The sequence below is a fragment of the Aquibacillus albus genome (assembly GCF_016908325.1).
GTDB classification, from domain to species: Bacteria; Bacillota; Bacilli; order Bacillales; family Amphibacillaceae; genus Aquibacillus_A; species Aquibacillus_A albus.
Genome location: NZ_JAFBDR010000019.1, coordinates 17832 through 39628, shown reverse-complemented (window position 1 = coordinate 39628; position 21797 = coordinate 17832). Strand labels below are relative to the sequence as shown.

Annotated in this window: 21 protein-coding genes; 15 read left to right on the top strand and 6 right to left on the bottom strand. The window is 38.4% G+C overall.

The window, feature by feature from the left end; all coding sequences use genetic code 11:
• The first annotated feature begins 8 nt into the window (after positions 1–8).
• Genes JOC48_RS15300 through JOC48_RS15285 form a run of 4 tightly spaced genes read left to right on the top strand, consistent with a single transcriptional unit; the run spans position 9 to position 4154 of the window.
• On the top strand, positions 9–848 hold the full coding sequence (locus JOC48_RS15300) for a CpaE/TadZ family protein (RefSeq protein ID WP_204501135.1): 840 nt from the start codon (positions 9–11) through the stop codon (positions 846–848).
• Positions 848–2281, top strand: coding sequence for a TadA family conjugal transfer-associated ATPase (locus JOC48_RS15295; RefSeq protein WP_204501132.1), 1434 nt, complete (start codon positions 848–850; stop codon positions 2279–2281). The genes JOC48_RS15300 and JOC48_RS15295 overlap by 1 nt, the downstream gene beginning before the upstream one ends.
• Positions 2278–3243 (top strand): type II secretion system F family protein, encoded by a 966-nt coding sequence (locus JOC48_RS15290; RefSeq protein ID WP_204501129.1) that lies wholly within the window; start codon positions 2278–2280, stop codon positions 3241–3243. Before JOC48_RS15295 ends, JOC48_RS15290 begins: the two co-directional genes overlap by 4 nt.
• 5 nt (positions 3244–3248) lie before the next feature.
• On the top strand, positions 3249–4154 hold the full coding sequence (locus tag JOC48_RS15285) for a type II secretion system F family protein (protein WP_239584409.1): 906 nt from the start codon (positions 3249–3251) through the stop codon (positions 4152–4154).
• Here JOC48_RS15285 and JOC48_RS15280 read toward each other — a convergent pair.
• The gene (locus JOC48_RS15280) at positions 4151–4876 is read right to left on the bottom strand and encodes a DUF421 domain-containing protein (RefSeq protein WP_204501127.1); all 726 of its coding nucleotides are present in this window, start codon (positions 4874–4876) and stop codon (positions 4151–4153) included. The two genes, JOC48_RS15285 and JOC48_RS15280, sit on opposite strands and share 4 nt — an antisense overlap.
• Before the next feature lie 95 nt (positions 4877–4971).
• On the bottom strand, positions 4972–5151 hold the full coding sequence (locus JOC48_RS15275) for an H-type small acid-soluble spore protein (protein ID WP_204501125.1): 180 nt from the start codon (positions 5149–5151) through the stop codon (positions 4972–4974).
• A gap of 164 nt (positions 5152–5315) precedes the next feature.
• Between JOC48_RS15275 and JOC48_RS15270 the strand changes: the two genes are divergently transcribed.
• The gene (locus JOC48_RS15270; RefSeq protein ID WP_204501123.1) at positions 5316–7025 is read left to right on the top strand and encodes an ABC transporter ATP-binding protein; all 1710 of its coding nucleotides are present in this window, start codon (positions 5316–5318) and stop codon (positions 7023–7025) included.
• 81 nt (positions 7026–7106) lie between these two features.
• On the opposite strand, the gene JOC48_RS15265 is transcribed toward JOC48_RS15270, so the two are convergent.
• From JOC48_RS15265 to JOC48_RS15260, 3 genes are all read right to left on the bottom strand, one after another.
• A complete protein-coding gene (locus JOC48_RS15265; protein WP_204501121.1) occupies positions 7107–9167 on the bottom strand; it encodes a metallophosphoesterase family protein in 2061 nt (686 codons plus the stop codon).
• A gap of 643 nt (positions 9168–9810) precedes the next feature.
• Positions 9811–9945, bottom strand: coding sequence for a hypothetical protein (locus JOC48_RS21555; RefSeq protein ID WP_275580750.1), 135 nt, complete (start codon positions 9943–9945; stop codon positions 9811–9813).
• A 27-nt stretch (positions 9946–9972) separates the two neighbouring features.
• A complete protein-coding gene (locus tag JOC48_RS15260) occupies positions 9973–10143 on the bottom strand; it encodes a Fur-regulated basic protein FbpA (RefSeq protein WP_204501118.1) in 171 nt (56 codons plus the stop codon).
• A gap of 249 nt (positions 10144–10392) precedes the next feature.
• On the opposite strand from JOC48_RS15260, the gene JOC48_RS15255 reads away from it, so the two are divergent.
• The 9 genes from JOC48_RS15255 (at position 10393) to JOC48_RS15215 (ending at position 21033) form a co-directional block, all read left to right on the top strand.
• The gene (locus JOC48_RS15255; protein WP_204501117.1) at positions 10393–10716 is read left to right on the top strand and encodes a MerR family transcriptional regulator; all 324 of its coding nucleotides are present in this window, start codon (positions 10393–10395) and stop codon (positions 10714–10716) included.
• Positions 10717–10788: 72 nt separating this feature from the next.
• The gene (eutB, locus tag JOC48_RS15250; protein WP_204501116.1) at positions 10789–11772 is read left to right on the top strand and encodes a hydroxyectoine utilization dehydratase EutB; all 984 of its coding nucleotides are present in this window, start codon (positions 10789–10791) and stop codon (positions 11770–11772) included.
• Positions 11773–11798: 26 nt separating this feature from the next.
• Positions 11799–13475 carry a PucR family transcriptional regulator gene (locus JOC48_RS15245; RefSeq protein ID WP_204501115.1) on the top strand — a complete coding sequence of 559 codons (1677 nt, stop codon included), beginning with the start codon at positions 11799–11801 and terminating at the stop codon, positions 13473–13475.
• Positions 13476–13868: 393 nt separating this feature from the next.
• On the top strand, positions 13869–15077 hold the full coding sequence (locus JOC48_RS15240) for a M24 family metallopeptidase (protein WP_204501114.1): 1209 nt from the start codon (positions 13869–13871) through the stop codon (positions 15075–15077).
• Between the two features lie 12 nt (positions 15078–15089).
• Positions 15090–16058 carry a cyclodeaminase gene (locus JOC48_RS15235; RefSeq protein WP_204501111.1) on the top strand — a complete coding sequence of 323 codons (969 nt, stop codon included), beginning with the start codon at positions 15090–15092 and terminating at the stop codon, positions 16056–16058.
• Positions 16058–17254 (top strand): cystathionine gamma-synthase family protein, encoded by a 1197-nt coding sequence (locus JOC48_RS15230; RefSeq protein ID WP_204501109.1) that lies wholly within the window; start codon positions 16058–16060, stop codon positions 17252–17254. Before JOC48_RS15235 ends, JOC48_RS15230 begins: the two co-directional genes overlap by 1 nt.
• Before the next feature lie 46 nt (positions 17255–17300).
• Positions 17301–18503, top strand: a complete 1203-nt coding sequence (locus tag JOC48_RS15225; protein ID WP_239584408.1) for a M20 metallopeptidase family protein — start codon at positions 17301–17303, stop codon at positions 18501–18503.
• Between the two features lie 17 nt (positions 18504–18520).
• Positions 18521–19573: a homoserine dehydrogenase gene (locus JOC48_RS15220; protein ID WP_204501106.1), complete on the top strand. Its 1053-nt coding sequence runs from the start codon at positions 18521–18523 to the stop codon at positions 19571–19573.
• Between the two features lie 14 nt (positions 19574–19587).
• Positions 19588–21033, top strand: a complete 1446-nt coding sequence (locus JOC48_RS15215; RefSeq protein ID WP_204501104.1) for an aldehyde dehydrogenase family protein — start codon at positions 19588–19590, stop codon at positions 21031–21033.
• 146 nt (positions 21034–21179) lie between these two features.
• Here JOC48_RS15215 and JOC48_RS15210 read toward each other — a convergent pair whose 3' ends face one another.
• Complete coding sequence (locus JOC48_RS15210) at positions 21180–21404, bottom strand: hypothetical protein (RefSeq protein WP_204501102.1); 225 nt, start codon at positions 21402–21404, stop codon at positions 21180–21182.
• Positions 21405–21533: 129 nt separating this feature from the next.
• Between JOC48_RS15210 and JOC48_RS15205 the strand changes: the two genes are divergently transcribed.
• Positions 21534–21689, top strand: a complete 156-nt coding sequence (locus JOC48_RS15205) for a hypothetical protein (protein WP_204501100.1) — start codon at positions 21534–21536, stop codon at positions 21687–21689.
• Positions 21690–21797 lie beyond the last annotated feature (108 nt).

Below are 21797 nucleotides of genomic sequence, written 5' to 3'. Positions count from 1 at the left end.
AAGCTGCTATGGCACATATGGAAGATGCCAAGAAGTCAAGTGCTGCGAAGGTCGTTGCTGTCTGTAGTGCAAAGGGTGGCATAGGAAAAACCCTTTTGTCTGTTAACCTGGCCGTAGCGTTAAATAAGAATAATTTAGATGTGGCATTAATGGATGCGGATTTTCAGTTTGGTGATGTAGCCCTGGCATTAGACTTGCACCCTTCTTTTACAATCAAGGACGTGATAGAGGAATTGAATCAAATAGATCATACTTCTATACAAGATTTTTTAACAGAACATGCTACAGGTGTGAACATATTAGCGGCCCCGGAAAAACCTGAATATGCAGACCTTGTTACGAGTGAAGCTGTCATGAAAATCATCCATCTATTAAAAGCGCAACAAGATTATTTGATTGTTGACAATGGGATCGGTATTCAAGAACAATCGATTGACCTATTAGAGCAAGCGGACAAAATTTTGTTAGTTACCAATTTGGAAATGACTGCCTTAAAAAATACGAAGTTAATGCTGGAAACCTTTCGTGAATTAGGGATTAGAGATAAAGTGTCTTTAGTTGTCAATCGTTATACAATGGAAAGCTTAATGGAAGCCAAAGATGTACCGGAAATGCTTGGCGAGCATCACGCATTTTTTATCCCAAATAATTTTAAATTGGCTTCTCAATCTCTGAATTTAGGACTCCCTTTTGTGTTAAGTCAAGCCAGTTCTGATTTGTCTAAATCCATTTTTAAAATGGCAGAAGGTATAGCCTCCAACACACATGCTTCGATAGAAACAATGAAAAACAAAAAATCTGTATTGTCACATTTACTTCCGTTTAAAGGGAAAGGGGTGAATGGCTAATGAGTTTGTTGAGTCGCATCCAAAATAAGACAAATGACCAGGCGGAGCAAAAGGAACAAGAGCCTCAGGGAACGAAAGCCGCGGTTTATCAGCCTTCCAAACAGCAGAGCACTACGCGAATTCAAAAGACAGAAACCATCCATAAAGCTGCGAAACCGAAAAAAAAGAACGAAAAGCAACAGGCCTTTAAACAGGTGCTGCACCAACAAATTTTACAAGCAATGAAAAAGGGTCAAGAGGTCGAAGAAATTGTTCCAGAGATAGAGCAAATGGCTATGGATATTTTAAAGGAAGAGGATGAATTCAAGGGTTCCGTTGACCGAAAGAAAGTGGTAGAAGAGCTAATCAATGATCTAACGGGATTTGGTCCGATAAACCCTTTGTTATTAGATGAAGATGTTTCGGAGGTGATGGTCAATGGTCCGGACCAAGTGTATTGTGAGCGGAAAGGAAAAATAATCTTAACGGATATTAGCTTTCGAGATAATGAACATGTGATGAGTGTGATTGAAAAGATTGTTGCTCCAATTGGAAGGCGGATTGATGAAAGTAGTCCAATGGTGGATGCACGTTTACCGGATGGATCAAGGGTAAATGCGATTATTCCTCCACTTGCCTTAAATGGTCCTACGATAACCATTCGAAAATTTTCGAAGGACCCCTTTCAAATAGAAGACTTAATTACATTTGGTACATTAACGAATGAGATGGCTGTTTTTTTAGATGCCTGTGTCAAAGCAAGACTTAACATTTTTGTAAGTGGTGGTACGGGTTCTGGAAAAACAACTAGTTTAAACGTTTTGTCTAACTTCATTCCAAATGATGAGCGAATTGTAACGATTGAAGATGCTGCCGAATTACAATTAGGACAAGAGCATGTCGTATCACTGGAATCAAGGCCGCCCAATATTGAGGGGAAGGGTGCGATTACGATTCGTGACCTTGTGCGTAATTCGTTACGAATGCGCCCAGATCGTGTTGTCATTGGTGAGGTGCGTGGTGCAGAGGCGTTGGATATGCTGCAAGCGATGAATACTGGCCATGATGGATCACTGGCAACAGGGCACTCGAATAGTCCACGGGATATGATTTCCAGGTTAGAAACAATGGTTTTATTAGCTGGTGTCGAGCTGCCAGTAAAAGCGATTAGAGAGCAGATTTCAGGCGCGATTGATGTGATTATTCAACAATCAAGGCTAAAGGATGGATCACGAAAAATTGTCAGTATAACAGAAGTACAAGGATTAGAAGGAGATGTCGTTGTACTTCAGGATATCTTTACTTTTGAACAAAAGGGGCTGGATGAACAAGGCAAAGTAATGGGTGAATTAGTTCCAACAGGTGTTCGTCCAAAGTTTTTTGATCGATTGGAAAGCTCAGGTATCGATATCCCGATGAGTGTCTTCTTAAGAGCTGGAGAGTGGGAACAGTGAAAGAAATTGTAATAGCTATGGTGCTGCTTTCCTCCTTTTTATTTTTTTATGCGATATTGAAGCGGTTATTGTTAAAATCAAACAAGGTTCAAGATCGAGTAAATCGATACCTTATGGATGCAAAACAAGATGAGAAACAGCAGAAAAAGCAAGAAAAGCCTAAATTTTCATTTACCTTTACAAAAAAACAAATCCGAAAAAAGGTTTTAACAAAAGAAAAAAATGTAAAGCTCGAGGCTGCATTAAATCGAGCAGGCTTGCCACTAAAGCCAGAGGAATACATTATGTTTCAGTGGATTGCGGTGTCATTGTGTGCGGGTTTGTTTTATCTGCTGTTTGAACGTATTTTTCTCCTACCAGTCGGGGCTATGATTGGGTATTTCGTTCCGAAGTTTATCCTTCTAAAAAAACAAAGGGATCGTTTAAAGGCGTTTAACGATGCCTTGCCGGAAATGATAACAACACTGATTGGCGGATTAAGAGCAGGGTTTAGCTTTCAACAAGGACTAAAATCTGTGATGGAGGAAGCTGCTTCCCCAATGAAAGAAGAGGTAGAAATGGTATTGCGCGAAATGCAATACGGCGCAAGTGTAGAAGATTCGTTAAATCGTTGGAAGGATCGGATGCCAAGTGAGGATTTAGATTTAATGATTCAAGCAATTATTATTCAAAGGCAGGTCGGGGGGAACTTGGCAACCGTTTTAGAGAAAATTGTAGAAACGATTCGGGCAAGAATTAAAATCCAAGGTCAAATTAGTACATTGACTGCTCAAGGGCGATTATCTGGTCTTATTGTCGGTCTATTACCAGTGATTCTAGGATTTATGTTATATATAATTGAGCCAAACTATATTGGTGTCTTATTTGAGCATCCATTTGGCATTATTTTGATGGTTGCTGCCAGTATTTCTAGCCTACTAGGTTTTATTTTCATAAAGAAAGTAACGACGATCGAGGTGTAATCAGGATGATAATTATAACGTATACACTGAGTCTTTTATTACTGATCTATGGGCTGTTTGCTTTTAAATCAGAAAAGAGGCAGCAGCTTGAAAGCCGTGTGAATGCCGTGCTTCATGTCAATAAGGAGACAATGTCACAAGACGAAGAGAAGCAATCGTTTTCCAATCGAATCATTCAGCCAGTATGGAAAAGGTTAAAGAAAAACTATCAAAAAAATGTATCCGAAGAACAAATAGCAGCGATTGAATTAAAATTACTTCAAGCCGGCAGTCCTTTTGGATTGACTCCTGTTGAGTACCGGTTTATCCAATTAGCATTATTTCTCTTATTACCTGGCTTGGTAGTTGTTTGGGCGTTGTTTGGACGATTAAATACTGGTGTGTTTTTATTATTTTTATTAGGAAGTATCGTAATTGCAAGATACCTACCAATGATTTTAATAAAAAAGAAAATTGCAGAGCGAAATAATCAGGCATTAAAAGAATTACCTGATTTTTTAGACTTGGTAACGGTAAGTATTGAAGCTGGTTTAGGTTTTGATTCGGCTTTGAGTAAAGTTGTGGCAAAAAAAGAAGGCGTACTATCAAATGAGTTTCAACGTTGTTTAGAAGAAATGCGATTAGGAAAAACAAGGCGAGAGGCACTGAATGGTGTACGTAATCGGTTAGTACTTGACGATGTTCGGGCACTCATCGGTAGTATCATTCAAGCTGAACAGCTTGGGATTGGGATGGTTCAAATAATGCGTGTTCAGTCGAGTGAAATACGAGAAAGAAGAAAGCAAAGAGCAGAGGAGGCTGCAATGAAAGCACCGATAAAGATGCTTTTTCCTCTCATTTTGTTTATCTTTCCTTGTATTTTTATTGTTTTGTTAGGTCCAGCGGTTATCCGTTTTCTTGGTGCGTTCTAATGGTGGACAATTGGGATGTTCTGGATCTGTTCTTGTTTTCTTGTTAGATGGAGTTCTAGCTTGTTATTGATAGAAGCATAAAACACGTCATTAATATTATCGATACCTAGAGAAGATAATTGCTGATGAAGCCATTGATCGTCGACGTTAAATTGTTGAAGTACATCCGAATATAGCTTTCCTTCCACTACGACTGGGAAAGCTAAACTAGTAGATTTCTTTGCAATCCCCATATCTTCTATAGTGACTGTTTGTTTTGCTTCTTTTTTGTACACGCTTAAAGATCCATTAGCTTCAATAATAGCAAGTTCAACATCATTCAGGTCAAATACATCTTTTAAACGTAGCATCTGCAAGATATTGTCAATCGAATAGCGACTCTTTTTTAAATTAGCATGTAAAAACTTCCCATCCTTCACAACAACCATTGGTTCAAACGTAAGTAATCGGCCGAATTTTCGATTGGCTATCTTCCATGATGCAACCAGTCTCTGTAGTATCGCAATTATAACAATTGCAAAGGCTGTAGGTAGATGGTCGATACTGGGGTCTGCTATATCCGCGCCGACTACGGCACCTAGTGTCAAGATGATTAGGAAGTCAAAGACCGGAAGTTCACCAATTGCCCTTTTCCCCATATATAGTGTCAGCATCAACATCAATGGTAAAATAGTTACAATCCTTCCTAGGACAATGAATAAATCTTTAATCGTATCTGTCATTCTTGTTTTCCTCCATCAAACCATTATTGAATAAATTAATGCTTGTAGATAGGAAAAGAGATCTTCTCGTACTGAGAAAGATCTCTATTGCATAATTAAGCTTCTCGCAAGCTATCTAAAGGCACGTTTCTTTCATTTTGTGGCTCGTCAACAGGAAAGACGCGAGCTGTAGATGCATCCTCATCAACGTGCTGAATGTAAATAGGCGTTTCCTCATAAAGTACGTTGATCATTTTTGGTGATTCAATAATTTCTTGTGCTCTTTGTACATCCATCATATCCCTCCTCCAATTCATTCATTCTATTATTTGTATCTAGATGAAAAATATGCGTATTTTGAGAAGAGAGAGCGATAAAATTGCTTATCGTAAGGATTCGATTTATAATCCGATTATGTATTTAGAATTTTTGTACCAAGTGTGAAAGGGAAGTGCCTGCATTGATTCGTCGATTTTATTCCTATTATTTACCTCATAAAAGATTATTTATCTTGGATTTTAGCTGTGCAGTAGTCGTTGCTATTTTGGAGCTCGCTTTTCCATTGGCTGTCCAATGGTTTATAGATGACCTGCTTCCAACGAACAACTGGTCTATGATTGCTACTGTCAGTGTAGCACTTCTGCTATTATATATTCTCAGTACATTTTTACAGTATATTGTCAACTATTGGGGCCATAAGCTCGGCATTAATATCGAAACCGATATGCGGCAACAGTTATTTAAGCATGTTCAAAAACAGTCGTTTCGCTTTTTCGATAATACAAAAACAGGGCATATTATGAGTCGGATTACCAATGACTTATTTGATATTGGTGAGTTAGCACACCATGGTCCTGAGGATTTGTTTATCGCATGCATGACGTTTATCGGTGCGTTCTGGATCATGTTTACGATTAACGTCAAATTAGCGCTTGTTATTTTATTGGCTGTTCCCTTTTTAGTTTGGCTTATTTACTTTTGTAACATTCGGATGAATAATGCTTGGAAGCGTATGTATCGGGAAATTGGTGATGTCAATGCGCGAGTAGAGGATAGTGTATCCGGTGTACGAGTTGTTCAATCATTTACGAATGAGGATTATGAAATTGCAAGGTTTACGAAGGACAACCAAAACTTTCGACATGCAAAGATTAGTTCTTATAAAGTAATGTCTTATGGTTTATCAGGAATCTATATGATGACTAGACTAATTGTGTTAGTGGTGTTGGTACTTGGTGCTTGGCTTAGCTTTAATAATCAGCTTTCCTATGGAGAATTAGTCGGTTTTGTTTTATATGTCAATGTTCTTTTTAAACCGATTGATAAAATTAGTGCACTGATGGAAATGTATCCGAAAGGGATGGCCGGCTTCAAACGATTTACGGAGTTAATTGATACAGAGCCCGAGGTTGTTGACCAAGAGAACGCGATCAAGGTGAAAAATCTTCGTGGCGATATTGATTTTCATCACGTAACATTCGGCTATGAAAACCATCAAACGGTATTAAAGGATATTAATCTGCATATAGATGCGGGAGAAACCATTGCATTTGTAGGTCCGTCTGGTGCGGGTAAAACAACGATTTGTTCATTAATACCTAGATTCTATGATGTGAATGATGGTGCAATAACAATAGATGGGCTGGACATTCGGGATATGACAAAGCAATCGTTGCGTCACCAAATCGGAATCGTTCAACAAGATGTGTTCCTATTTACCGGGACGCTACGTGAAAACATCGCTTATGGGAAACGAGACGCAACGGATCAAGAAATACAGGATGCAGCTAAAAAGGCTCATTTAGAAGCTTTCATTGACTCTCTGCCAAAAGGATATGAGACCGAGGTGGGGGAGCGTGGATTGAAGTTATCTGGAGGACAAAAACAGCGAATAGCAATTGCTCGGATGTTTTTGAAAAATCCACCGATTTTAATTTTAGATGAGGCAACTTCTGCCTTAGATACCGAAACAGAATTGGTGATACAACAGGCATTAAATGAACTTGCTAGGAATAGAACGACGTTAATTATCGCTCATCGCCTTGCTACAATCAAAAATGCTGATCGAATTATTGTCGTAACCGATCAAGGAATAGAAGAACAGGGAACGCATGAAGAATTAATTCAAAAAGATGGTACATTTGCTAAGCTCCATCGTGTCCAACAATAATAAAACATGCATCACAAAAGAACCTCGCCAATGCCAAGCTGGATGGTGAGGTTCTTTTTTTAATAGTATAGCCAATGATGGTTAGTCGATTAAATTCAATTTTTCATAGGGTATCATTTGCTTATGAAGTCCATAATACTTGACCAAAACGTTCTGAACGGATTGAGAATCTAGTATTAGCATTCCTACATTATTTTCTGTATCTATCATCTTCCCATTTTCTGTAGACAGATATCGAATCGTTTCTCGCCACCTATACGTTGGAGGGCACGGCGCACCTTTGTCCTCTATCACTAGGTTGTTTTGATTATCACAATAACGGAAAATTCGTTTCTGCATTCTATTTTTAATGAAATGAACTGCTTTAGTTAAGAAGGAATCTGAAGTGACGGAACAGATATCAGTTAATCGACTGCTTGTAAATTGATATAGCTTTAAATTCTTTCCTTCATTATATTCAACTGTAGATTTAAGAGCTGCTGCATAATGACTATCCCCTGACAAAATAAAGCAATGACTTGGATTACACTCTGCTAACCATCGGTAGAATGTATGAAACTCATCTCTATTATATTTCCGAGCTTTTAAATCAAGCATACGCTGCCTTTTGATTCCGAGAAAGCGTAATGGATTAAAAAAATTGTATAAGGTAGCTTCAATCAAGTCATTACCGTAAAGTGGTCTTGGAGAAACAACAATTAATGGACTTTGGTGTTTCCAGCCACTGTTTTTTAGTAATGCAGAAGCTTTTTTCCATCCTTCTGTGTTCTTTAACTGAGAACGTTGAACTTCCTCTTCTTTGGTAGCGCTTACATTGATGGCGTTTGATCTCATTGTACGTGTATCAAGAAAGATAGCTTTTGGGTAGGTTGGTGCAACAAATTGCCAATCATTAAAATTCCATAACATGTCGACCCAATCTTGATAGGAGTCTGACTCGATTGAAAAAGCTTGCATATAATTTTGCATCGTTGCTTTAAACAACGTATCGAATGCATTTGGGTTATTTCCCCAGCCTTGAAAAGCCCAATAAGCTGCTAATCCATTAGCTACTATGTGTTTACCGAGTGGGGCATTTCGGACGGCTGTTTTCCATTCGCTTGTTAAGTTCCAATCACCTGTAATATCATGGTCGTCAAAAATCATATAGGTAGGGGTATTAGCAAGGAGACGACGGATTCGATATAAATCTTGTTGAAATTGATAAATGTTCGTCGCTTGTTCTATATATTCCATTCGATTTTGGTTAAGCTCCTTTTCGAGCGCTTTTTTATTTGGCTGGTCTGGAATTGCAACAAAATAATCGTCTTGCATATCCGTATTAAAAGTATCAAAAACACCGTAACTCTCCGCTAAATCCCAAAGCTGAGGTCCAAACGATAGTAAATACATGGCTGCATATTCACCGAGGGTAATAAGATGGTTGGCTCCATGATTTGGTGTAAACTGAGCGAGTTGTTTGATCATATATTGTCTTCCGGATAATTCATTTAAAAATGATAATTTGGAGTTCATTTTTAGTCGAGTATCTAATCTCTCAAGTTTTTCATCCTTACCTATTAACTCTTTTCCTAACTCCATAATAAAGGTACGCAGTGGAACAGGTATATCATCAGCGTAAATTTGGTTACCCATGAGAAAAAGTGAGCTTGGTCGATTACAAATATCATCCTGACTCTCTTCGATAATTAAATCTGCACCAACAAGTGCATCATCTCCGTAACTTTGTGGTTTACGGCAAGAACCATAAAGAACGTTGTTTGCATTTCTCGTATTCATGTAAAATGTAGGATATTTAAAATCACCATAAATGATTGCATGTGGGTTTTGCTTTGACAATAAACCAAGTTGATTTAGATCAATAGTAGTTGACTCTTTTCTAAAAAAAAGATTGTAACCAATTAATCGGTTGGTCGGCAATTCTTCCTGAACAGGCATGATTTTTACTAAATGAATAAATAGTTTTTTACCTAATTCTATCGTTTCGGTTTCCGTCTCTGAATCTATCATTCGATAAGCATTGTCAACATCGTATAATGCTGCATCCATTGAATAGTCTTCACTCGTCGCTATCCATAGGTGTACGTGAGAGGCTTCCGTCCTTCGAACAATCGGTCCAGACAGTATTGAAGGCAAATCCATAAATACCACTCCATACTATGAATGAATTTAATATAGCTTATTCGTTAGAAAAGGAGGGTGTGCTGTTACTGCTATAGAAAAATAGAGTGCAGATTTGCACTAAAAAAGTAGGAAAGAGGCAGTAACACTGATATGAATGCAAGAATGTTATCCTGCGCAACAATTTGAGAGTGCTTGAATACCGCTGCGGAAATACACTTCGCTTTCCGCGGGCGGCTGGTGAGCCTCCTCGAGCTTTCGCTCTGCGGGGTCTCACCGATGCCATTCCTCCCGCAGGAGTCTTCGTGTATTTCCTCCGCTGTAAAGTGATATATATAAATAGAAGTCAGACATTTTTCCCCATAATAGTAATCTAAGCTGCGGAAAAATGCGAGACTCCTATGGGAAAGGAACAGTCTGAAGACCCCGCAGCGAGCGCTTTTTGCTCGTGAGGAGGCTGAAGCGTTCCCCATGGAAAGCGAGTGTTTTTCCGCAGCTTAGATTAGCACTCATCTTATATAGGATGGGAATAGTCACGATAGCAGTTATGTCGCATTATGTGTCAACTGTGTAATGAAAAAACAAAAAATACGACAATAGCCTTTAAAAAAATTGTAGAGAAACCCTAGGGCTTCTCTACAAGCTGAGGTACATATTTGCACGCCTAACTATTTTGAACGACTCGTAATAATTCATGCGCTTTATCTCCTGCAATGGCAGCAAGGCTTTCCCAAAGTTCATCTCTTAAAAGGTCCAGTTCTACAAGTTTTTTTGCTAAATCAATAGCCTCTTTTTCCATTTCTTTTGCTGACTCCCTTCAAATTTTTTAGACTGCATTATTTTGTTTACTTGCTTTACTTTTTTTATATTCATCAACTAGTTCTGTGATTGTTTTTTCATATATGGAATGATCAGTAGGTTGATAGGCACCTGCTTGAATTAGTTTTTTAATTAAAAGGCTTTTTTGTTGATTAACAGCTTTTCTTAAGTATGACATGTGGATCTCTCCTTTCTCATGTATTCATTGTATGAAAAATTTTATTCGAATGCATGTAATCTGTGAGCGTTTTTTACAATGTTTTTTACTTGTGTTAGATGTTATGTGTTAGATAATCTAACACAATCATATAGTTGTTTTCGTATTCGATGTATAATGAAACATATGTAATTTTACTTTTTATGACGATTACCACTTTCAACCAAACGTCGAGTGGTTAGACAAAATTTAAAACGGTGGTGAAGAAAATTGGCTGATAATCCTTCTTATAAAGAAAGAAAAGTCATTACGATTGGAGTAGTCAGTGAATTAACAGGTTTGTCAGAGAGGCAAATACGCTATTATGAAGAAAGGAAATTAATTTTTCCAGAAAGATCACCAAAAGGAAATAGAAAATATTCATTTTCTGACGTGGAACAGTTAATTGATATTGCAAATAAACGTGAAGAAGGGGTTCAAACCTACGAAATAAGACAAGAAATGTTAAAGGCGAAACGGAAAGAAGAAAGGCGGTATCGCAAGGAGCTACTGCGTGGTGAAATTAATGCCCGATTTGGTGTTCAAAAAGAATAGTCTAAACAACGTCTGCTTTGCGTAGGTATAAAATATATGGATGCACAATATTCTCTAAAAAAGGTGATTTTGATGGAGCGAAATGACCAAGTGGAAATAACTGTGAAGGATGTGTGGGAAGCAAGAAAGCGATTAGAACCAATCGTTGAAAAAACACCACTTATCTACTCATATCCTCTTTCAAAATTGACGAATACGCCGATTTATTTAAAATTAGAAAACATGCACGAAACAGGATCGTTTAAAATTAGAGGTGCTGCAAATAAAATCCTCTCGTTATCGGAGTCTCAGCAAAAAAAGGGGGTTGCAACATTTTCCACAGGTAATCATGGTATTGCTGTGGCTTATGTAGCAAAAAAGTTAGGAATTCCTGCAACAGTATGCATATCAAATAGAGTGCCAGAAGTAAAAGTAAATAGATTGAGAGACCTGGGTGCCCGAGTAGAAGTAGTAGGCGAAGGTCAAGATGATGCAGCAGCCTATTGTGGCGAGTTAGAAAAGAAAGAAGGTATAACGACAATTAAACCGTTTGATGATCTGGAGGTTATTGCAGGTCAAGCAACCATTGGCTTAGAAATAATGGCGGATTGTCCGTCCGTGAACCAAGTGGTTATCCCATTATCTGGTGGCGGACTATTATCTGGCATTGGATTTTTTTTGAAGAATATGAACCCAGGCATCAAGGTCACTGGTATGACAATGGAGCAGTCTGCTGTTATGCATCACAGTATAAAAGAAGGTAAACCAATAACGATGAAAGAAACCGATACTTTAGCAGATAGTTTACTTGGCGGGATTGGTCTCGATAATAGGTATACATTTTCCATGACAAAAAAATACATGGATGATAGCTTGTTAGTTTCAGAGAAAGCGATAGCGAAGGGCATGATTTTTATGATAAACTATCATAAAATGGTGGTGGAAGGCGCTGCTGCAACAAGTATTGGCTGGTTGTTGAAAACGAAAAAAAGTGTACGTAAAGGACCAATTGTTTTCATTGTAAGTGGCAGTAATGTAGATTCAGCAACTGTGCGTCGTGTTATGGAAAACCATTAATTTGCTGTCAAAATGAGGTGAGGCTTATGGGGGTTTCAGCAGAAGATATTGTTCAACTATCGATTTTAGAGACTTCAAAAGTCAAAGCCGGAAAGCAGTTGTTAAAAGAAACGTTTGTTGAATGGATTTCTGTTATCGAATTACCTGTAGAAAATTTTGTGAGAAAGAATGAATTTGTTTTGACTACAGGGATGGGTTGCGAAAATGATCCGCAACTCTTGGAAGAATACGTAGAGGATGTTGTGCAGTCTGGAGCATCTATATTAGGTGTTGCCACCGGTAGATATGTTTATGATATCCCTGATCGAGTGATACAAGTTGCTAACAAGAATGACCTGATCCTCATTGATATTCCTTGGGAGATTCGATTTGGTGATATCCTTCAGCATGTAATGGAAAAAATAACACTGGATAAGCAGGAAGAAAGGCAGCAGGCGGAAAAGGTTAGACAAAAGCTCATCGACTGTGTGCTACAAGACAAGGATTTGCAACAAATTTCCCATACGTTATACCGTTTCATTCGAATGCCCGTTTTAATGGTGGATCAATCTGGTTTTATTAGGGCGAATCAACACATGAATAAACAAGTGTTACGTGTTTATCAGGATGAAAATAGCCAACATAACCTTCAACCAAATTCTTCTATTGATCTTCATTTTAAGGAGCACCCGTTATACTATCATTTGGAAGCTTACGATTTAGATGACAAAATTATTTTTCAGCTTCCTATTATTAATAATCATAAAACACAAGGCTATTTAATTGTTCAACCAAAAAGTAAAGAGCAGCTATCCTGGTTTGTAATGAATGTTTTAGAGCATGCCTTAACCGCTTGTGCCCTTTACTTTGTTAAAGAGAATGCGATAGAACTAACCGAAATACGATTAAAGGATAATTTTGTATTAAATCTCGCTAAGCAAGAAACGCCTATTGATGATCAGCTTTTGTCAAAGGCGAAACTTCTTGGCTATGATTTAAATTATCCATATGTTTGTCTTCTAGGGGAAGTTAGTAATCGTGAGGACCTGGTTCGTGATAAAAACGACAGTCCAGAAAATTCATCCTTACAAAGTTTAAACTATTATATTCAAAAGGAAATAACCTATGCTGGAAAGTTATTGGGACGTCATACGATGGCAACCTTTGATGAGGGTCAAGTTATTATTTTTTTAGAAGCAGATCACCATCCTTACATGGAGACTGCCAATCACTTTCTGGACACAATTTCGCGGAGATTAAATGAATTGCTGGCTGGCATGGAATTATCTTGGGGAATTAGTACACCAAAGGATAATGAAACTGCCTTTTATGAAACGTATCAAGAGGCGAAAACAGCTCTTGATATAGGTGTGCAGCAAGGTGATCGAGGGGAACGAACCTTTTTTAGTAATACAAAAATAAATCGCTTACTAATGGCGATTTCCAAAGAAAGTGAAATTGCATCGATTGTAAAGGAAACACTTCAACCGTTGTTAGATTATGATAAAAAGCGACAAACGGACTTATTATATACGTTTATGACTTACAACAAATATAAAGGGAATGTCAGTCAAACGGCTCGTGCGTTAAACTTGCATAGACAGTCGTTGCTGCATCGTTTAAGGAACATTGAGGCTCTCACGCAATTATCATTAATAGATTCGGATGATTCCTTTTTATTAGAACTGAGTGTGCGGCTATGGACGTTAAAAAAAATTAAATAATTGTTACTGAAATGCCTGATAACTAATTTGACTATTGTTTATTGAATTAGTTATCGGGCATTTTTGTTTTACTTTTCGTCATAATGGGAAGGGCAATAGTAACAGTAAAAAAATTGGTTTACTTCCAATTTTTACTATAATCTATATGAAATACCTAATCGAAATTCTAATAAATAAGCGTAATTTAGATTATTTATGAGTAAATTGCCCGTATTTAACTATAAAATACTAAAATAATCAATTTTGGATTTATTTGATGTTAAATGTGTATAAAAGGCGATGGATTAATTTCATACAGTTTGAACATTACAAATGAAAGAAAATTTTCATATGATAGAACTAACAAATAGTTAAAAAATTCTGTCAATGACAGACAGGAAGGGGGAAGGCGACATGCTTTCATTTGATATTATTGAGTATCAAAACCGTCTGAGTAAGACAAAGCAAAGGATGGCAGAGAGTGGCATTGAAGTCTTACTAGTCACGGACCCTGCAAATATGAATTATTTATCTGGGTATGATGCTTGGTCGTTTTACGTTCACCAAATGTTAATCGTTATTATTGATGAACCACAGCCAATATGGATTGGACGCTATCAAGATGCAAACGGTGCAAAAGCTACTACATGGATTTATGACGAGAATGTTATCGCGTATCCAGATTATTATGTTCAATCATCTGTTTACCATCCAATGGATTTCGTAGCAGAAATATTAAAACAGATTGGTCAAGGTAATCGCTATATTGGAGTGGAGATGGATAATTATTACTTCTCTGCAAAGGCATTGGAACGCTTAAAACAAGGGTTACCAAACGCAACTTTTAAAGATGCGGATTTATTAGTAAATTATGTTCGGATTATAAAATCAGATCAAGAAATTGAATATATGAAAAAGGCAGCTAAAATTGCTGATGAAGCAATGTTTAAAGCGACAGAAAGTATATATGCGGGTGTTAGAGAGTGCGATGTTGCAGCTAATATTTATTATCAAGTTGTTAGCGGGACGAAAGATTATGGTGGAGATTATCCGGCCATTGTCCCATTGTTACCTTCTGGTGAAAACACATCGGCACCGCACCTAACATGGTCAGATAAACGATACCAGGAAGGTGAAGCAGTAATTGTAGAACTTGCAGGTTGTTATAAAAGGTATCATGTTCCGTTAGCTCGAACCGTTTCCATTGGAAAGCCATCTAAGGAACTAGAAAAAATTACACCTGTTGTAGTAGAAGGGTTAAATGAGGTGTTACATTCTGTAAAGCCAGGTATGACATGTGGTGAGGTTGAAAGTATTTGGAGAAATAGTATTAAAAAACATGGAATTGAGAAAGAAGCAAGACTTGGTTATTCTGTCGGTCTCAACTATCCACCTGATTGGGGAGAGCATACAGCGAGTCTGCGAATGGGCGATCCAACCGTCTTGCAGCCGAATATGACTTTTCATTTAATTCCTGGCCTCTGGTTTGACAATTATGGAATCGAGATTAGTGAATCATTTCGTGTGACGGATGCCGGGTGTGAGACATTTACAGATTTTCCGAGGGATTTGGTTGTGAAGGACCCTTTTCACAGGAACCAACATGGCGGAATTATTAGCTAGGGAGGTGCACCGGTGGAAGTTGTCAGCAAGAAGCAATTAGAGGAAGTAGTTACTCTAAACCATCTATTAATCAATATTATTGAGCAAGCTTTTACCGATTTATTGGTTAAGGAAGTTCAGATGCCACCTATTATGCGAGTCGATGTACCAGATTATAATGGCGAAGTGGATATTAAGTCTGCATATGTTCCTGGCTACGATAGCTTTGCGATAAAGATATCTTCCGGCTTTTTCAATAATTATAAGCTAGGGTTACCATCTGCAAACGGCCTAATGTTGCTGATTAGTTCCAAAACAGGCGTCCCAAAAGCAGTGTTAGCTGATAATGGTTATTTGACAGATATACGTACGGCTGCAGCAGGGGCGGTAGCTGCAAAGTATTTGGCTAAAACCAAAAGTCCGAATGTTGGTGTGATCGGTACCGGTGCACAAGCACGTTTGCAAGTAAAGGCAGTTTCCTTAGTACGGAAAATTGAGAAGCTATTTGTATATGGAAGAACAAAGGAAAAGGCAGAAAAGTATAAGCAGGAGATGGAAAAAGAACTTCAAGTCCCTGTTCAATTGATGGAGCATCCAAAAGAGGTTGTTCAAAGCAGTGATACAGTTATTACAACGACACCAGCAACAGATCCTGTGATTAGAGCGGAATGGCTTCACCCGGGGCTGCACATTACAGCCATGGGATCGGACGCAGAGCATAAAAGGGAGCTAGATGAACATGTAGTGGAAGCTGCTGATCTAGTAGTATGTGACAAAAAAGAACAGTCGACTCGTTTAGGAGAGTTGAAGGGTAAATCAGAAAAATTTGTAGGCAATAATGTGTTGGAATTGGGTCAAATTACTTCTGGCGCTGCAGTTGGCAGAGAAACCCCTGAACAAATTACCGTGTGTGATTTGACTGGAACGGGTATTCAGGATACTGCGATTGCTAGGTTTGCGTATGAACGTTTAATAAACAAATGTAAAGGGAGGAATACGTAATGAGACAATCAAAAATAGCAACGCGAGCGATATGGGCTGGAGAGAAAGATTCTTTGGCATTTGGAGCTACACAGGTTCCTGTCGTTCATAGTGTTTCGTTCGGCTATGATGATATGGATGAGTGGTACGATGTTGCCATTGGGAAAAAAGAAGGACACATTTATGGTCGAAACACGAATCCAACTGTTCAAGCGTTTGAAGAAAAGATAAAAGATTTAGAGAATGCAGAAGCAGCTACTAGCTTTTCGACAGGGATGGCAGCGATAAGCAATACACTAGGAACATTTTTATTTCCAGGCGACCGAATTGTTTCCATAAAAGACACGTACGGCGGAACGAATAAAATTTTTACAGAATTTTTACCGAAGCAAAATATTGATGTAGTGCTATGTGATACAGGGGATCATGAAGCAATCGAAAAGGAAGTCGCAAAAGGCTGCAAGGTGCTTTATTTGGAAAGTCCGACGAATCCAACGGTAAAAATAACTGATATCGAGCGAATGGCAAAAGCAGGGAAAAAGGCTGGAGCAATGGTCATTGTTGATAATACCTTTGCAACACCAATTAATCAAAACCCGTTAGAACTTGGTGCTGACTTAGTCATTCACAGTGCTACTAAATTCTTAGGGGGTCATGCAGACGCTCTCGGTGGTTCTGTTTGTGGTAAGAAAGAGTTAGTTGAGCAGATCTATCATTATCGTGAAATTAATGGAGCAACATTAGATCCAATGGCAGCTTATTTATTGCTTAGAGGAATGAAAACATTGAAGTTACGTATTGATAAGCAGTGTGAAAATGCAATGGCTATCGCACGTTATTTAAAAACGGTTGATGTTGTTGAATCGGTATTCTATCCAGGCTTGGAGGATCATCCAGGACATGACATTGCCAAAAAGCAAATGAATAATTTTGGAGGAATGTTGAGCTTTGCGGTAAAAGGTGGAGTAGATACACTAAGACATCTATTACCAAAGCTAAAGTATGCAAATAAAGCAGCTAACTTAGGATCAGTAGAAACGGTTGTAGGCCCATCACGAACAACGAGTCACGTTGAATGTACACCAGAAGAAAGAGCAGCAATGGGGATACCAGAAGGGTTGATCCGTTATTCAGCAGGAATTGAAGATGTAGATGACCTCATTTATGATTTAGATCAAGCGTTTCAGGCGCTTCCAGAAAGTTTATTTGTACGTTAAGAGGAGGAGCTTTTCTATTAATACAAGGAAGGGGGGCGGGCTTACCTTGAAAACTGAAAATTGGGATGTAACGAAACGTTCTCAGTTTATAAAAGCACAGTTAATGGATTGGCGTCGCCACTTGCATCGCTACCCAGAATTAAGCTTTCAAGAGAAAAAAACAAGTGATTTTATCCAAAGCGTGTTGGAAGCAGAAGATATATTTAACATTCAGACAGGAATTGCAGGGTATGGTATTGTTGCCACCCTCTCCTCGGGAAGTGGGCCTGTCATCGGTGTTCGAGCGGATATGGATGCATTGCCAATACAAGAACAAACAGGGGTCGAATATCAATCCGAACATGAAGGAATTATGCATGCTTGTGGTCATGATGCCCATATTACCATGTTATTGGGAGCCGCAAAGCTATTAGCTGAGGATTATAGAGAAGGTAGAATAAATGGTACGATTAAATTTATTTTCCAGCCAGCAGAAGAAAGTGCAGATGCGAACGGATTAACTGGGGCACCGTATTTACTTCGTTCTGGTATGATTAATGACTTGGATGCAGTAATTGCTTTACATGTTTGTCCTTGGCGCAATACTGGAGAGCTGCAAATAAATAAGGGTCCTAGTATGGCAAATATTGATAATTTTTCCCTTGAAATCTTAGGGACAGGAGGACATGGTGGTTATCCATATCAAGGAACGGATCCTATCTGGATGTCTTCCTACGTACTTCAAGGAATTTATAGTCTTATAAGCAGAAAGATAAATCCACTCGATGTTGGAACGATAAGTGTGGGAGAAATTCATGGTGGCCATACAGCCAATGTCATTCCTGAAAAAATAGTGATCAAAGGAACGCTACGCTCCTATACAGATGACGTTCGCCAACAGTTAATCGATGAATTACAATCGATTGCTAAAATAACGGAATCATTAGGGGGAGCGTATCAGCTTGAAATTGAACATGGGGAGCCTGCACTTGATAACGATGAAGAAATAACAGAATTAATTAAACAAACGGCACAAACTGTTTATCCGAATATGCCGATTTATGAAGAGCCCTTTGGTATGGGTGGGGAAGATTTTGGTCATATAACAAAGCAGATTCCAGGTGCAATGTTCTTTTTAGGTTGTGCATTCAATGGGGATACAACAGGAAGCTTGCATACGTCTAATTTTCAAATCAATGAAGATGCGCTACCAATCGGTGTAGCACTTCTATCAGAATGCACCCACAAGCTATTAACTAGTAAGAAATAATCTTGGAGGTGAATGATTTGGGTTTGAAAGTTGCTTTCATTGGATTTGGTGGTGTCGGTCAGGCGTTAGCAAAGCTTTTTAAAGACCAGAAAGTTAGTTTGAAAGATTCGTATGGGCTAGATCCTGTAGTTGTTGCAGTGTCTGATGTTATGAAAGGATCGGTGTATCAGCCAGGTGGCTTAGACATCGAACAATTGCTAAAGGTTGTAGAAGATACAGGTAATGTTGAAAACTATCCTGATGAACCTGGAATAGTGAAGGGCTGGGATAGCCTCGAAACAATCAAGCATTCCAATGCAGATATGATCGTAGAAGTAACATTTACGGATGTTAAAACAGGTCAGCCAGCAATCGATCATATCCGTACAGCTTTTGAAAATAAGAAAAGCGTTGTGACTACCAACAAAGGACCAGTAGCCCTTGCTTATCACGAACTATCTAGTTTAGCAGAAAAGAACGGTGTCTTCTGGGGGTTTGAAGGAACGGTAATGAGTGGAACACCTGCCCTAAGAATGCCGATATCAACACTAGCAGGAAATGACATTAAAGAAATTAAGGGCATTTTGAATGGAACGACTAATTATATTTTAACCGAAATGGAAAAGGGAAAGACATACGAAGATGCGCTGGAAAAAGCGCAGGAGCTTGGCTATGCAGAGGCGGATCCGACAAGTGATGTAGAAGGCTATGATGCCAGGTATAAGGCGGCGATTCTATCGAGTTATTTAATGAATACACCAATTCCTCCACAAGATATAGAATGTAAGGGAATATCAGACATGACAGTTGACAAAATTGAAGAAGCGAAAGAAAACAATAAGAAATGGAAGCTGTTGGCTCGTATAACCAAAGAAAATGGAAGTGTTACGGCTACGGTAAAACCAGAGTTAATTGACACAGAAAATCCTTTAGCTGGAGTTTCTGGAGCGACAAATGCAATCTTATATGAATGTGACTTATCTGGGCCTATTATGTTGACAGGAGCTGGAGCAGGATTAATCGAAACTGGATATTCATTACTCATTGATATCATTAACTTTCAAAGACAAAGCGCCCTAACGAAAATTTAAAGGAGGGTGACAGTATGCAACTACAAGTTAAAAATGAAAAAATGTTACTTGCTGGTCAATGGATTGATGCTGCAAAGACATTTGATGTATGTAATCCAGAGAGTGGTCAAGTGATTGCACGAGTTCCAGCCGCAACAAGCAGTGATATGCTATTTGCAATTGAAAAGGCAGATGAAGCATACCGTTCTACACAGCCATGGCCAACGCATGAACGAATCCGCGTGTTGAACCGAGTCGCTGCTTATATGGATGAATACCGCGAGAAATTTGCAAGAACGATTGCACTTGAAGGTAGTAAGACAATTAACGAGGCGCGAGGAGAAGTGAAGCGTGCCATTCAAACCATTCAAATTAGTGCGGAAGAGGCAAGAAGAATTAATGGGGAAACGATAAATTTTGATCAAAGCGAAGGCAGCGAAAATCGGGTAGGATATAGTTATCGTTTTCCAGTAGGGGTTATCGGAGCAATTACTCCATTTAACGATCCGTTGAACTTGGTTGCACATAAAGTTGGACCTGCGATTGCTGCTGGGAATGCCATTGTTGTCAAACCAGCATCCGTTACACCATTAAGTGCATTATTATTGGCAGAAGCGTTTATGGAAGCTGGTCTACCTGCAGGGCTGCTTTCGGTATTGACTGGTTCAGGTAGGGAAATCGGTGAGCCACTAACTACCCATCCAAAGGTAAGGATGATTTCGTTTACGGGAGGCCCGAACGCAGGTGAGCGGATCGCAAGTAAGGCCGGTATTAAAAAAATTAACATGGAACTGGGTTCTAACTCTCCAGTAATTGTATTAAATGATGCGAATATTAACGATGCTGTCAAGGCATGTGTGTCTGGAGCTTTTTCCGCGGTAGGTCAAAATTGTATTGGTGTTCAAAGAATTTATGTTGAGAAAGAAAGTTATGCAGCCTTTATGCAAGCCTTTGTAGAAAGAACAGCGGAATTAAAGGTTGGAGAAAAATTAGATGAACTTACGGATATGGGTCCAATGATTTCAGAAGAGGAAGCAATTCGAGTAGAATCATGGGTGAATGAGGCATTATATGATGGTGCTACGCTGCAATTTGGTGGAAAACGGGAAGGAGCGTTTTTCTCGCCTACGATTTTAACCGAGGTTCCTAGCACTGCAAAAATTGCGAAGGAAGAAGTATTCGGACCTGTTGTAGTGGTTAATGCTGTCGATGATCTATATCAGGCAGTGGAAAGCTCAAATGACGTGAATTATGGTTTGCAAGCCGGAATCTTTACAGAAAATATAGATAAGGCCTATTATGCAATTCATAATTTACATGTTGGCGGTGTGATGGTAAATGACACGAGTGACTATCGAATTGATGCCATGCCATTTGGTGGAGTGAAAGGATCAGGATTAGGAAGAGAAGGTGTACGATCAGCGATAGAAGCAATGACTGAAGAAAAAGTGGTTTGCTTTCGCTTACAACAGGTCATGTAAGGAATTTGATCTCTTTTTGCCAGTTAAGAAAGCATTCAGCAAAATGGAAATTTTCATTAAATATAAATTTTAAAACGCATGGATTTCATGATGATCCATGCGTTTTTGTCTGCTATTTCTATTGTCATTTAACTTGCCGTTTTGGATTAGCTTGGCTTCCTTCTATTTTGAACACTTATCGAACGGGTGAACTTTAGTGAATTATTCTTACTCCGCTTCGTAGTAATTAAAAATTGATCGTATTCATTTAGAAGCTCATGGATGGTCATTTTTTGTAATTCTGCACGATTATACTCAACGGCACCATCATTCATCAATTGATGGATTAATAATTTCTTTTGTTGCTCTACGGCTTCTCTTAAATAACCCACTGATACCGCTCCTTTTTTATAATAATTAAGTATCATTCAGATTTATTTCGTATAAAATCAAACTCCTTCTAAGTATTTCCAACGTAAATAAGGAATAAACGATTATTTACCAAAAAAAATTACAATTTTGTGAAAGCTTTTATACTAATATTAGGGGATAGGTTTTGTTGGTTAAATATAACCATTCATGAACTGATAAAAGAAATCGAAGGAAGAATTAAAATGGAAAAGTTAACGGAAGTTGAAGTTCAACAAGCGTTAGAAAAGCTATCTACTTGGGAATAGTATAGGGATTAAGGAGGAAATTTTCCCTTTTGTTGTAAGTTTATATAACAATGTTTTTTTCGAGGATATCGTTTCCGCTAAGGTTATAAATTGATAAAGGGGAGTGCG